At 61.2% G+C, this 11,860-nt stretch carries 14 protein-coding genes and 2 pseudogenes; 15 read left to right on the top strand and 1 reads right to left on the bottom strand.

Going from position 1 to position 11,860, the window contains the following annotated elements:
• Positions 1 to 252 precede the first annotated feature (252 nt).
• The 10 genes and pseudogenes from BLW02_RS18660 to BLW02_RS18625 all read left to right on the top strand — a co-directional run bounded on the left by BLW02_RS18660 (position 253) and on the right by BLW02_RS18625 (position 7,745).
• Entirely contained in the window at positions 253 to 525 is a 273-nt protein-coding gene (locus BLW02_RS18660) for a type II toxin-antitoxin system TacA family antitoxin (RefSeq protein ID WP_092701437.1), read from the top strand.
• Positions 522 to 1,016 (top strand): GNAT family N-acetyltransferase, encoded by a 495-nt coding sequence (locus BLW02_RS18655; protein WP_092701434.1) that lies wholly within the window; start codon positions 522 to 524, stop codon positions 1,014 to 1,016. The genes BLW02_RS18660 and BLW02_RS18655 overlap by 4 nt, the downstream gene beginning before the upstream one ends.
• Before the next feature lie 86 nt (positions 1,017 to 1,102).
• Complete coding sequence (locus tag BLW02_RS19820) at positions 1,103 to 1,300, top strand: AbrB/MazE/SpoVT family DNA-binding domain-containing protein (protein ID WP_139285415.1); 198 nt, start codon at positions 1,103 to 1,105, stop codon at positions 1,298 to 1,300.
• A gap of 1,016 nt (positions 1,301 to 2,316) precedes the next feature.
• A pseudogene (locus BLW02_RS20480) lies at positions 2,317 to 2,578 on the top strand (amidohydrolase family protein); the annotation flags it as partial.
• Positions 2,579 to 2,592: 14 nt separating this feature from the next.
• Entirely contained in the window at positions 2,593 to 2,757 is a 165-nt protein-coding gene (locus BLW02_RS20475; RefSeq protein WP_425285683.1) for a hypothetical protein, read from the top strand.
• Positions 2,758 to 2,775: 18 nt separating this feature from the next.
• Positions 2,776 to 3,459 carry a 4-carboxy-4-hydroxy-2-oxoadipate aldolase/oxaloacetate decarboxylase gene (gene ligK / locus BLW02_RS18645; protein WP_092701431.1) on the top strand — a complete coding sequence of 228 codons (684 nt, stop codon included), beginning with the start codon at positions 2,776 to 2,778 and terminating at the stop codon, positions 3,457 to 3,459.
• Between the two features lie 191 nt (positions 3,460 to 3,650).
• The gene (locus BLW02_RS18640; protein WP_092701442.1) at positions 3,651 to 4,628 is read left to right on the top strand and encodes a Bug family tripartite tricarboxylate transporter substrate binding protein; all 978 of its coding nucleotides are present in this window, start codon (positions 3,651 to 3,653) and stop codon (positions 4,626 to 4,628) included.
• A 26-nt stretch (positions 4,629 to 4,654) separates the two neighbouring features.
• Complete coding sequence (locus BLW02_RS18635) at positions 4,655 to 5,581, top strand: amidohydrolase family protein (RefSeq protein WP_092701427.1); 927 nt, start codon at positions 4,655 to 4,657, stop codon at positions 5,579 to 5,581.
• 116 nt (positions 5,582 to 5,697) lie between these two features.
• Positions 5,698 to 6,744 carry a porin gene (locus BLW02_RS18630; protein WP_092701425.1) on the top strand — a complete coding sequence of 349 codons (1,047 nt, stop codon included), beginning with the start codon at positions 5,698 to 5,700 and terminating at the stop codon, positions 6,742 to 6,744.
• A gap of 23 nt (positions 6,745 to 6,767) precedes the next feature.
• Positions 6,768 to 7,745, top strand: coding sequence for a tripartite tricarboxylate transporter substrate binding protein (locus tag BLW02_RS18625; protein WP_092701422.1), 978 nt, complete (start codon positions 6,768 to 6,770; stop codon positions 7,743 to 7,745).
• Here BLW02_RS18625 and BLW02_RS18620 read toward each other — a convergent pair.
• Positions 7,714 to 8,652 carry a LysR substrate-binding domain-containing protein gene (locus BLW02_RS18620; protein ID WP_092701419.1) on the bottom strand — a complete coding sequence of 313 codons (939 nt, stop codon included), beginning with the start codon at positions 8,650 to 8,652 and terminating at the stop codon, positions 7,714 to 7,716. The two genes, BLW02_RS18625 and BLW02_RS18620, sit on opposite strands and share 32 nt — an antisense overlap.
• Before the next feature lie 59 nt (positions 8,653 to 8,711).
• Here BLW02_RS18620 and BLW02_RS18615 point away from each other — a divergent pair, with 59 nt between their 5' ends.
• From BLW02_RS18615 to BLW02_RS18600, 5 genes and pseudogenes are all read left to right on the top strand, one after another.
• A complete protein-coding gene (locus BLW02_RS18615; RefSeq protein ID WP_244273760.1) occupies positions 8,712 to 9,371 on the top strand; it encodes a substrate-binding domain-containing protein in 660 nt (219 codons plus the stop codon).
• A gap of 45 nt (positions 9,372 to 9,416) precedes the next feature.
• The gene (locus tag BLW02_RS18610; protein WP_092701415.1) at positions 9,417 to 10,445 is read left to right on the top strand and encodes an amidohydrolase family protein; all 1,029 of its coding nucleotides are present in this window, start codon (positions 9,417 to 9,419) and stop codon (positions 10,443 to 10,445) included.
• A pseudogene (locus BLW02_RS20270) lies at positions 10,438 to 10,586 on the top strand (4-carboxy-4-hydroxy-2-oxoadipate aldolase/oxaloacetate decarboxylase); the annotation flags it as partial. The gene BLW02_RS18610 and the pseudogene BLW02_RS20270, both read left to right, overlap by 8 nt.
• A 204-nt stretch (positions 10,587 to 10,790) precedes the next feature.
• A complete protein-coding gene (locus BLW02_RS18605) occupies positions 10,791 to 11,102 on the top strand; it encodes an HU family DNA-binding protein (protein ID WP_092701412.1) in 312 nt (103 codons plus the stop codon).
• A gap of 107 nt (positions 11,103 to 11,209) precedes the next feature.
• Positions 11,210 to 11,722 (top strand): helix-turn-helix domain-containing protein, encoded by a 513-nt coding sequence (locus tag BLW02_RS18600; protein WP_092701409.1) that lies wholly within the window; start codon positions 11,210 to 11,212, stop codon positions 11,720 to 11,722.
• The last annotated feature ends 138 nt before the right edge of the window (positions 11,723 to 11,860 follow it).

Below are 11,860 nucleotides of genomic sequence, written 5' to 3'. Positions count from 1 at the left end.
CTGGCCGTATACCGCGAGTTGCTGATCAACAGCCCGCAGCACTCCACCCTCGTTCATTGAAACCCAGGGTGTTGCACTTCACTTTTGAATCCGCCGTTCCACAACCCAGGAGTCGGGCAGATGTGCCAAAAGGTCGCCGCTTTCCAAAGTGACTTCGGTGTTACCTTATTGGCGACGATCATGTATTGACAATAGCTACACATTGGGCAACAATGCGTGTATTTATTGTGTATGCATCAATAGGAGAACCCAATGCGCGATGCGGCCATCAACCTGCGGGCCCTGCCCGAACAGCGTGATCTGATCGATCACGCTGCTACTCTGCTTGGCAAGAACCGTTCGGACTTCATGCTCGAAGCAGCCTGCGACCGAGCTCAAGCCGTGGTGCTGGATCAAATCTTCTTCAGTCTGGACGTCGACAAGTTCAAGCAGTTCACGGCGATGCTGGATGGGCCTCCTGGTCCCAACCCCGGGCTTGAACGCCTGATGGCTGTCAAGGCGCCCTGGAGCACTGGCGCGGCATGAGCTTGACTCTGAGCGCACCACAACCACTGGCGGTCACCCACCTCTTGGACGGATTCGCCTGCGGGGAAGCCAGTCTCGATGGGTGGCTTCAGCGCCGGGCATTGGTCAACCAATTGAGCGGTGCCAGCCGCACTTTCGTCGTCGCAGGTCACGATGGCCGTGTCTATGGCTACTACGCGATGGCCGCTGGTGCGGTCTCACACCAGATGGCTACGAGCGGGGTGCGACGAAACATGCCCGACCCCGTCCCGGTGATGGTGTTGGCACGGCTCGCTATTGACCATCGTGCCCAGGGTATCAAGCTTGGAGCCGCCTTGCTTCAAGACGCTGTCAATCGTGCCGTGGCCGTATCGCAGAACGCGGGCGTGCGCGCCCTTCTCGTCCACGCCCTGCACGACCGAGCAAAGCAGTTCTACGAGCACTACGGATTTCAGGAGTCGCCACAGCACCCGATGACGTTGATGCTGCGCTTGAACACCGCAAAGACCTGAAACGCAAGGCATTCAGCACGAACGTCCAACCAATCCGCACCGAGGCAGAGTAACGGGCCATCCTCAAGGAGGTTTCCGCGCTGCTGGTGGATGCAGACCCTGATCTGGATACGCCTGCAGGCGAACGCCTCAACGCCTCGATATTGCTCGTACAGGCCTATGAAGCCCTGTGCGTGCCCGTCGATGCTGAGCTTGTTGAGCACCTCCGCTCACTGACATCAGGCGTCGAAGTCGATCTTGATCAGCCACTGCCGCCCGAGATTGACGACCCGGGCATGCCCTGAGCGCCGAGCTTGGCTTCTACGGCGAGCAGCGTTGTCATGGGAGACTTTGTTCAGGAGAAAATGCACTGCCACGTGATGACCGGAAGGCAAATGGCCCCTCTGCCAAGGTCGCCACTGCGGCATCCAAGGTCTTGCGCGACCCGAAGAGTACTCCAGATCAAAAAAACGGTTACTGCATCGGTGGGTCAGGTTTGCGCGGAGATAAACCCAGCCTGATCCACTGCAGGTACTGCTGCGCGCTTTGCTCGCCAAGACATCGGTCGGCGCGCCAGACCGTCAAGATTTCCCGCTTGGCGGGGGATGCTGATGGGGAAGGGGTCGGCGGGATGGCCATGCGGGTAGTTCCGAAGTGGTCCAACCACGGTAGAGCTGCACTGGAGGTCTGTCAGCCCCATCTCGTGTTGGTACTTGCCAGCGACGCTATCGCTCGCCGAGCGTCTGCGCCGCCAGCCCAGCGGCGCAGGCAACTCGGCCAGTGTGTTTGTGTCGAGATCTCGCCGAAGTTGCTCCAGGAAACCTTTAGCCACGAACACGCCACTCATTCCGCACATGCCGCCCGCCAGCAGAGCAGCGATGGCAGCGCTAACTGGGCGCACCCGGCGCCGCAACCATCGCACCGCCGATGGCAGCGTCAGATCCGGCCCTCGCAGCTTGGCCGCCACAGACTCCAGGCTTGACCCTTTGAAAGGTGGGCCGCCGGACGCCCACACTTGGTTTACAGCAACATCACAGAGTCAGCCCTGCAAAATTTACGCAACCACCAAGTCCGAGCGGCCCACCCAGGCCTTTCGCGCTTCCAGTGCTGTTGCGAGTGCTGCGGCCAGCATAAAGAGCAGTGCAGCGTGTTGTAGCAGTTATGCTTTTACGGCATAGCTGCTAGCGGCATACCTGGGCTGTCTCAACAGGAGAGTGCTGGCCACAATAAGGCTCAGTAAATGAATACGAGGCAAGCTATGCCCCCCTCCACGGCATTTCATCCATGGCGACGCGCCAGAACCTGAGCGCACTAACGACCACCCAAGGCGATCGATCTGAAGATTAGCGATGATGACATCCGCGAGACCATTGAGAACAAACAACTCAAGCTGATGAAGGAGCGCGGTTCGGACCTGACCATCTTCAGTCCGCGCCTCGTTCATGGCGCACCATATTGGCGACTTCCAGACGTCGAGCACCTGGGCAGCCATTTGCAACGAGCCGTGCTACCGCGTCAGCCAACTGTTCCCCGACCACTTCATTCCTGCCGCCATGCTGCCGCAGTCGCCGGGTGTAGCCCCTAAATGATCGGCGCCATGCGCGGCATCGCTCCCCAGACCGGTCACCACTATGGCGACACCAAGCGATGCATCGAGGCCACACAGAACCTGAATGCCGAGGAAAAACACCTGATCTACGAAGGCAATGCGCGCCGCGTTTTCACGCGCCTGGATGCCACGCTCAAGACCAAGGGCCTGTAATTTCACAAGGAGAACAACATGTACGAACTCGGTGTCGTCTACCGCAACATCACCCGCGCCGACCGTGCGGCCGCCGACGGCCTGGCCGCGCTGGGGTCGGCCACCGTGCACGAGGCCATGGGTCGCGTGGGCCTGCTCAAGCCCTCTATGCGCCCCATCTACAGCGGCCAGCAGGTCAGCGGCACGGCTGTCACCGTGCTGCTGCAGCCCGGCGACAACTGGATGATGCATGTGGCGGCCGAGCAGATCCAGCCTGGCGACGTCGTGGTGGCGGCGGTTACCTCCGAGTGCACCGACGGCTACTTTGGCGACCTGCTGGCCACCTCCTTCCAGGCCCGTGGCGCGCGCGCGCTCATCATCGATGCCGGCGTCCGCGATGTGAAGACGCTGCAGGAGATGAACTTTCCCGTGTGGAGCCGCGCCATCAGCAGCAAGGGCACCATCAAGGCCACGCTGGGCTCGGTCAATATCCCTGTAGTGTGTGCTGGTGCGCTGGTCACGCCGGGCGACGTGATCGTGGCCGACGACGATGGTGTGGTGTGCGTACCCGCCGCCCGCGCAGCAGAGACGCTGGCCGCCGCGCAAAAACGCGAAAGCTTTGAAGGTGAAAAGCGCGCCAAGCTCGCCAGCGGAATACTGGGTCTGGATATGTACAACATGCGCCCCGGCCTGGAGAAGGCGGGCCTCAAGTACATCGATTGAACAAGGGTTTTGAGTGTTTGGACCCCTGGTGCTTTTTCATAACGCGCTGATCGCTATTAAAAACGAAGCGTGCCGATGCCTGCCAGGTTCCAGTCACTCTTGTCCCTGTCGTTCTCGTTTGTCCTTGCCCTCCATTTGCTCAATCCCCTCCATTACAGAGACCCATTCCTATGCTCTATCAATTCGCCCTGATGTCCCGTCGCTTGCTGGGCACGCTGGCTGTCTCGTACCTGGTGGCGGCTGGGGCAGGCCCAATGGCTGCTCACGCGCAAGACTTCCCCTCTAAGCCGGTCAAGATCGTCGTCGGCTACTCGGCGGGCGGCGCCGTGGACGCCGTGGCACGGTCTGTAGGGCAGGCCTTGCAGGGCAGCCTGGGACAGCCGTTTGTGGTTGACAACAAGCCCGGCGCTGGCACCAACATTGCCGTCAAGTACGTGGTTGAATCGCCACCCGATGGGTACACCATGCTGATGGCGGCCAACGCGCTGGCGGCCAACATGGCGCTCTACCAACCGATGCCGTTCGATGCAGAAAAGGATCTTGTCCCGGTAGCACTGGTCGGCCGCGTGCCGGTGGTGATTGCTGCCAATATCAATGCACCCTACAACGACATTAAGTCACTGATTGCCACCGCCAAGACCAAGCCCGGAAGCATTTCCTTTGCCAGCCCCGGCAATGGGTCCACCCCCCACATGGCGATCGAGTTCTTCAAGCGCGCTGCCGGAGTCTCGTTGCTGCACATCCCCTACCGAGGCGGCTCTCAGGCACTGACCGACGTGATCGGTGGCCAGTTGCCCTTGGTGGCCGTGAACGCGCTTGAGGCCCAGCCCCACGTGAAGAGTGGTCGACTGAAAGTGCTGGCTGTGTTGAGTGCCAAACGCACCTCTGTGTTCCCTGACGCACCGACCATCGCCGAGTCTGGCTTCCCTGGCTTTGAGGCCTCGGTCTGGTACGGACTGGTCGCACCGGTGGCCACCCCCAAGCCCATCGTCGCCAAGCTGCACGCTGAGGTGCAAAAGGCGCTCCAGACCAAGGAAGTGCGCGACCGCATGGCCGCCGTCGGCGGCGAGGTGCTGCCAGGCGGGGCCGACCAGTTTGCGGCATTGATTCGTTCGGAGCGCCAACGCTACGAAAAACTCGTGCGTGAAGCCAACATCAAACCCGATTGACCAGAACCCTGCGAGAACGAACCAAGATGTCCAAATCGACTTCCGGTGATTTCACCAAAACCGCCGGCTGGCTGGACTGGTTTGCCGGTCCTGCCAAGCCCCAATTCCAGCTGCCCGCAGGCGCTGTGGACGCGCACTGCCACGTGTTCGGCCCCGGTGCGGAATTTCCGTACGCGCCCGAGCGCAAGTACACCCCGTGCGACGCCAGCAAGCATGAGCTGTTTGCGCTGCGCGACCACCTGGGCTTTGCGCGCAACGTGATCGTGCAGGCCACCTGCCACGGTGCCGACAACCGCGCCATGGTGGATGCCTGCCTGGCCAGCGGCGGCAAGGCACGCGGCGTGGCCACCGTCAAGCGCAGCGTCTCTGATGAAGAGCTGCTGCAACTGCACTCTGCGGGCGTGCGCGGCGTTCGCTTCAACTTCGTCAAGCGCCTGGTGGACTTCACACCCAAGGACGAGCTGATGGAGATTGCCGCGCGCATCGCCAAGCTGGGCTGGCATGTGGTGATCTACTTCGAGGCGGTGGACCTGCCCGAACTGTGGGACTTCTTCACCAGCCTGCCCACCACCGTCGTGGTGGACCACATGGGTCGGCCCGACATAGCCAAGGGCGTGGACAGCGCAGAGTTCGCGCTGCTCCTGAAATTCATGCGCGAACACACCAATGTGTGGAGCAAGGTGAGCTGCCCCGAGCGCCTGTCCGTCACCGGCCCCAAGGCCCTGAACGGCGAGCAGAATGCCTACCAGGACGTGGTGCCGTTTGCCCGAAAGGTGGTCGAGGAGTTCCCTGACCGCGTGCTGTGGGGCACCGACTGGCCGCACCCCAATCTGAAGGACCACATGCCCGACGACGGACTACTCGTGGACTTCATTCCTCAAATCGCACCAACGGCCGCACTCCAGCAGGCACTGCTCGTGGACAACCCCATGCGTCTGTATTGGGCGGCATGAAACCGAGGTGAGCGCATCTTCAATGCCAAAACGGCATATCTGCAAGTGCGCTCTACCGATAGCGAAGCGAGACCCGGATAGCGATAGTTCACCCAGCCTTCAACCAAGAGAGACAAATGATCAAAAAGCATTATTCGACCGTGGCATCGCTGTGTATTCTCAGCTCCAGCGCTATGCTTTCGCCCGCCTGGGCGCAACAGCAAATCGTTCCGGCAAGCACCGTGTCCATCTACGGGGTGCTCGACACCTATGTTGGCAGTGTCCGCCGCAGCAACCAGAACGCGCGCACCACTGTCGCTAACAGCGGCGGCCTAACCACCTCCTACTACGGCTTCCGTGGTAGCGAGGATCTGGGCGGCGGCAATCGTGCTTTCTTCGCTTTGGAAAGCTTTTTCCAGGTCGACACCGGCGCCATGGGCCGCACCACGGCGGACCCCTTCTTCTCGCGCAATGCCGTAGTGGGGCTGGCCAATGCCAAGTATGGCGTACTGACATTAGGCCGTCAGACTAACCCGATGTTCGTGGCCACAGGCAACTTCAATCCGTTCGGCCTGTCCGCAAATCTCGCGCCTTCCATGCTGCATGTATGGAGTGCCAACTACAACCGCACGGTGCTGGGTGACAGCGTTTGGGACAACTCAGTCCAGTACTTGACGCCCAGTCTGGGAGGGCTGACAGCCTCGGCGACATACGGGTTCGGCGAACGGGCAAACGAAAGCGGCGTGCGCAACGTCAACGCGACGCTGAACTACGCCAATGGGCCTTTCGCCGCCGTGGTGTCTGTCCAGCATGTGGATTACGGCCCCGGCATCACGGCCCCGATCACCACAGAGAAGGCGGCCATGGCCGGTCTGTCCTATGATCTGAAGGCCATTAAGCTTTTCGGTCAATACTTCCGTACTGACACGTCAGACACCCGGCTGAAAACCAAGACTGGCCAGTTGGGCGTCTCCGCTCCTTTAGCTGGAGGAACGGTAATGGCCTCCGTCGCCCATACACAGCGCGAAGCACCGGGCGTCGACGCTAGCCGCACCACGGCAGCGCTGGGCTATGACTATTTCCTGTCGAAACGTACCGACCTCTACACCGTCTATCTGTCAGACCGCCTGAGCGGTTTTGACCGACAGGGCTCGCTGGTGTTCGGCGTACGCCATCGCTTCTGATCCATGGCCATATGGAGAGACAAATGAATCGCGCCATCCCCTTCCTTCGACGTTCCATGCTGGCAGCTCTTGCGGCCCTGGCCTGCACCACAGTGTCTGCGCAGCTCGGAGGCGGCCGGCCAATTCGGCTGGTCGTGCCATTCGGCCCAGGCGGCGTGGCCGACCTGACCGCTCGGGTCGTGGCGCAAAAGATGACGGAATCCACAGGGCAGTCCATCGTGGTGGATAACAAGCCAGGCGCCGGCGGCATCGTGGCCTCTGACACGGTGGCCAAGGCGCCACCCGACGGCCTGACCCTGCTGCTCATGTCAAACGGCAACGCGGTGACGGCGGGTATGTTCAAGAGCCTGCCCTTCGACCCCCTCAAGAGTTTTGCACCGGTCTCCATGCTCGGGTACTTCGACATGGCCGTAATCTCCAGCCCCAAGTCGCGGTTCAAGACCTTGAAAGATCTTGTGGCCTATGCAAAAGCCCATCCCGGCAAGGTCAATATCGCCACGATTAACACGGGCAGCACACAGAACCTGGCCGCGGAGCTGTTCAAGCGCAGCCTCGGCATCGACGTGCAGATCGTCCCATTCAACGGAAGTGCTGCCGTGATCACGGCCATTCAGGGCGAGCAGGTGGACGCTGGCGTCGAAATCCTGGCCCCGGTACTTGGCCAGATCAACGGCAGCACCCTCCTCGCGCTGGCCGTTATGGGCGACAAGCGCGCACCCGCGCTCCCAAACGTGCCGACCGTTGCGGAAAGCGGCGCTGCCGGATTTAACGTGGCCAGCTGGAACGCGATTGCCGCACCGGCAGGCACACCGGCCGACGCCATCGCCCGCCTGAACAAGGAGGTGAACGCAGTGCTGAGCTCTCCCGAGGTTAAGGAACGTCTGGCCAAGCTGGGCGTGCAAGGCAAGGGAAGCACGCCAGCGCAGCAGTGGGACTTCTACACCAAAGAGATCAAGCGCTGGAGCGGCGTCATTCAGCAGGCTGGTATTGAAAAGCAGTAGTCTGGCTTGACAGTTCGGCACTTGCATGCGCTACAAGTTCGCGGATCAGCCCGGCCACCGCCGCCTGCGTAGGGCTGATAGGCCGTTGGGAGCTGGTAGCGAGTGCCAGTCGGCTGCGCACTTCTGGACCCACGATCCTGCGCGCAACGAATGCCTGCGGCTGCGATGCCGTCAGGATGGCATTGATGGGCAGTACAGCGTGCCCGACGCCATCGAGCACCAGGTCCAGGATGGCAGACACCCCGTCAATCTCCATGGCAACCAAGGGTCTGCGGCTGATGTTGGCCAATTCCATTTCCACGATGCTGCGGATGGCGTTGGGCCGCGTCGGGATGACCAGGGGAACATCGGCCAGAGCCTGGAGGGGCACGGGATCGCGCCTGCCATCTACATCAGCCGGAGAAATCAGGAACAACTCCTCCTCCAGGATGACCTCGCTGTCGAGCTCATTGGAAGGCGCCAGGTTGTACAGGAGCGCAATGTCGAGGCGTCCAGCAATCAAGGCGGCCTGCATGGCCGTCGAAAGCGATTCGGTGATCGACAGCGTTGCATTGGGCAGACGCTGGCGAAAGGCTCTACTCAAAGGGACTGTCAATCGCTTAGCCAGGCTTGGAGGAAGTCCCACAGCCACTCGGCCCGCCAAAGCGCCCCGCAGCCGTCCCAGCGACTCCTGCGCATGCTCCACCTGGTGGAGGATGCCTCGGGCGTGCTCAAGAAAGAGTTCTCCGGCCTCCGTCAGTGTGACGCCGCGCCCATTGCGCACCAGCAGGTTGTGTCGCAGCTCGACCTCGAGCTGGCGAACCTGCCTACTGAGTGCCGGCTGCGCCACGTCGATCGCAATGGACGCGCGGGTGAAGCTTTGCAACTCAGCGACACGCACGAAGTATTCGAGTTGTTTGAGGTCCATTATTTAAGTTTAGGCTGTTTGCACGGATGCCCATGACACCCTTGATATGCATTTCCTCAATGGCAACCCGTCAACTTCTGGCGACGTTGTGCACGCAATGGGCTGCGTCGGGCGGCCAACCAGTCGCGCTTGAGTCTGTAGGCGGCGTCGATGCGGCACGCCGCATCGACGCAGGCGATACCTGCGATGTCGTCGTGCTCGCGTCCGACGCATTGGACAAGCTCCTGGTTACCGGCCGTATCGGGACGCCCGAGGCGATGGCGCAATCACAGGTGGCGATCGCAGCGGCGCCCGGTACGAACTTCCAGATCGAGACACTGGCGCAGCTCTGCGCAAGCCTTGCGAATGCTCGCAGCATCGGCTTCTCGACGGGTCCCAGTGGCAAAGCCCTACTGGAATGGTTCGAGCGGCTCGGTATTCTGGCATCCCTGCGGGATCGCCTGGTCCAGGCCCCGCCAGGCACGCCAGTGGGGAATCTCATCGCCCAAGGCGTCGTGGAGATTGGCTTCCAGCAATGCAGTGAGCTGATCCATTGCAAAGGCATAGACCTGCTAGGCCCCCTTCCGCCGGGCAGCGAAATCACCACGGTCTTTAGCGCCGCAGTATGCCGGACTGCCCGGGAAACGGTAGCAGCCGCGCAGTTCATCGCCTTCCTGCGCTCCAGCGCTGCATTTGACGCCATACGGCAGGAAGGCATGGCGCCAGCCGGCCTGCTTTAGACACAGCCATCCTGACTTTCAGTTCAATCCACCATCAGTAACAGCATGATCATCGACTGCCACGGCCACTACACTACCGCGCCCAAAGCGCTCGAAGACTGGCGCAACCGCCAGATCGAAGCCTTCACCAACGGCACGACTCCTCCGGACCCCACCGCGCTGCAGATCAACGACGACGAACTGCGCGAATCTATCCAGACCAACCAACTGCGCCTGATGGACGAGCGCGGCATCGACCTCACCATTTTCAGCCCGCGTGCCAGCTTCATGGCGCATCACATAGGCGACTTCGCGGTGTCCCAGGTCTGGGCCACCATCTGCAACGACCTCTGCGCCCGTGTCGCCCGCCTGTTCCCCGACCGCTTCGCACCGGCCGCCATGCTGCCGCAGTCGCCGGGCGTGGACCCGACCACGTGCGTTCCGGAAATCGAGCGAGCCGTAAAGGAACTGGGCTGCGTCGGCATCAATCTGAACCCGGACCCTTCTGGCGGTCACTGGACCAGTCCGCCGCTGTACGACCGCCATTGGTACCCAATCTACGAAAAGATGGTGGAGTACGACATCCCCGCCATGATCCACGTCAGCACTAGCTGCAACGCGTGCTTCCACACCACCGGCGCGCACTATCTCAACGCCGACACGACCGCCGTCATGCAGTGCATCCAGGGTGATCTTTTCAAGGACTTCCCCACGCTGCGTTTCATCATCCCGCATGGCGGCGGCGCTGCACCCTACCACTGGGGTCGTTTCCGCGGGCTGGCGCAAGAAATGAAGAAACCGCTACTCGACGATCACCTGCTGCACAACCTGTTCTTCGACACCTGCGTCTACCACCAGCCCGGCATCGACCTGCTGACCGGCGTGATCCCTACGAAGAACATCCTGTTCGCCTCGGAAATGATCGGCGCAGTACGGGGCATTGATCCGCAGACCAACCACTATTTCGACGATACCAAACGCTATATCGAAGCGTCGAAGCTCGACAGCGACGCCCGCCACCAAATCTATGAGGGTAACGCTCGCCGCGTGTTCCCACGTCTGGACGTCCAACTGAAAGAAAACCGCCATGCATGAACTCGGCGTCGTCTACCGCAACATCGAACGCACCGACGGTCTATCGCCAACAGCGCGGCTAAGCTAGCCTCGGTTACGGACCACGAAACCATGGGCCAGGTCGGCCTGCTGGCACTATACATGCGGCCCATCTACTCCGGCTGGCTGAACGGCCCCGGCTTGAGGAGGCTCCAGCTCTTAAGAAAATGGAGCCATGAACAAGTCACAGAAGTTATCCCCCGAGGTCCGCGAGCGTGCTGTTCGCATGGTGCAGGATCACCGAGCCGATTGCCCGTCGCTTTGGACCGCCATGGGAGCGCGCATCGGCTATAAATCGAGCTTGACTCCTCACAACAACCAACCCATATGAACCGCGCCGAACTCGTCGAAATCCTGGCTTCCAAGAACGAACTGTCCAAGACGGCCGCCAACGCTGTCCTCGAAACCCTGATCGCAACCATCCAAACCGCCGTGAAAAAGGGCGATGCGGTGCAACTGGTGGGCTTTGGCACCTTCAAGTCCGTCAAGCGGGCCGCCCGCACCGGCAAGAACCCCGCCACCGGCGCAGCCCTGAAGATTCCCGCATCCACCGTACCCAAGTTCGTGCCTGGTGCCAAGTTCAAGGCCGTGGTCGATCCCAAGGCCGCCAAGCGCAAGGCGGAGAAGGCCGGCAAGTAAGCCGCTGCGCCCCATCCAACCGACCGCCCCGGGTACAACATCCGTCGGGCGGTTTTTTTGTTGGCGCCTGCTACGCTTGGCGCTACTGACAAAACCGAGTTGAATCCATGACAACTTTCTCCGACGCCTTCCGCTCCGAAGTCCTGCGCATGGCACGCAAGGAAATCAAAGGTGAACTGGGCACCTTGCGCAAAACGGTCACTGCACAGCGCTCTGAGATCGCCGCACTCAAGCGCGATCTCAAGGCGCTGACTTCCCAGGTGCATGCCCTGGCAAAGGCACAGGAGAAGGCTGCAACGCTCGTTGAGCGCCAGCAGGCTGCTCTAGGACAGTCCAAGGCGCTCTCTGACAGCCAGCAAGCGACATCAGGGGCCGTGGAATCCGAAGGGGGCAAAGTGCGGGGTGGACGCCAATTCACCTTCAGCCATGAAGCCCTGATTGCCAAGCGACATGCACTGCACATGACCCAGAAAGAGATGGCCCGGCTGCTCGGCATCTCGGTGGTGAGTGTCTACAAGTGGGAGACTGGTGAGGTGACGCCCCGCGCTGCTCAACTGGAGCGGGTGCGCGAGGTGCTCAAGATGGGGGTACGCGCTGCGCGCAAAGAGATTGGGGAGTAAACACTCGGTACGGCGAGCATCCTTACCTCAGCAGCAGGGCAATCGAGCCTGTCAGAAAGTTTGTGTGTGAGGCATAGCATGTCAACAAGGAGCATGAATGCCACGCAAGACGAAGACAACCGCAGCGGCGGACAAGGC

Origin of the sequence: Acidovorax soli (assembly GCF_900107605.1) — a bacterium.
GTDB lineage: Bacteria > Pseudomonadota > Gammaproteobacteria > Burkholderiales > Burkholderiaceae_C > Acidovorax > Acidovorax soli.
Note: the sequence above shows the minus strand (reverse complement) of the source record. Positions and strands in the feature narration are given on the sequence as shown.

What these genes read in the sequence shown, in the direction of transcription:
- BLW02_RS18635 (WP_092701427.1), top strand. Translation starts at nt 4,655, where the DNA reads ATGTCCAAATCGACTTCCGGTGATTTCACCAAAACCGCCGGCTGGCTG.
- BLW02_RS18600 (WP_092701409.1), top strand. Translation starts at nt 11,210, where the DNA reads ATGACAACTTTCTCCGACGCCTTCCGCTCCGAAGTCCTGCGCATGGCA.
- BLW02_RS18610 (WP_092701415.1), top strand. Translation starts at nt 9,417, where the DNA reads ATGATCATCGACTGCCACGGCCACTACACTACCGCGCCCAAAGCGCTC.
- BLW02_RS18640 (WP_092701442.1), top strand. Translation starts at nt 3,651, where the DNA reads ATGTCCCGTCGCTTGCTGGGCACGCTGGCTGTCTCGTACCTGGTGGCG.
- BLW02_RS18660 (WP_092701437.1), top strand. Translation starts at nt 253, where the DNA reads ATGCGCGATGCGGCCATCAACCTGCGGGCCCTGCCCGAACAGCGTGAT.
- BLW02_RS18605 (WP_092701412.1), top strand. Translation starts at nt 10,791, where the DNA reads ATGAACCGCGCCGAACTCGTCGAAATCCTGGCTTCCAAGAACGAACTG.
- BLW02_RS18630 (WP_092701425.1), top strand. Translation starts at nt 5,698, where the DNA reads ATGATCAAAAAGCATTATTCGACCGTGGCATCGCTGTGTATTCTCAGC.
- BLW02_RS18625 (WP_092701422.1), top strand. Translation starts at nt 6,768, where the DNA reads ATGAATCGCGCCATCCCCTTCCTTCGACGTTCCATGCTGGCAGCTCTT.
- BLW02_RS20475 (WP_425285683.1), top strand. Translation starts at nt 2,593, where the DNA reads ATGCGCGGCATCGCTCCCCAGACCGGTCACCACTATGGCGACACCAAG.
- ligK (WP_092701431.1), top strand. Translation starts at nt 2,776, where the DNA reads ATGTACGAACTCGGTGTCGTCTACCGCAACATCACCCGCGCCGACCGT.
- BLW02_RS18620 (WP_092701419.1), bottom strand. Translation starts at nt 8,652, where the DNA reads ATGGACCTCAAACAACTCGAATACTTCGTGCGTGTCGCTGAGTTGCAA.
- BLW02_RS18615 (WP_244273760.1), top strand. Translation starts at nt 8,712, where the DNA reads ATGGCAACCCGTCAACTTCTGGCGACGTTGTGCACGCAATGGGCTGCG.
- BLW02_RS18655 (WP_092701434.1), top strand. Translation starts at nt 522, where the DNA reads ATGAGCTTGACTCTGAGCGCACCACAACCACTGGCGGTCACCCACCTC.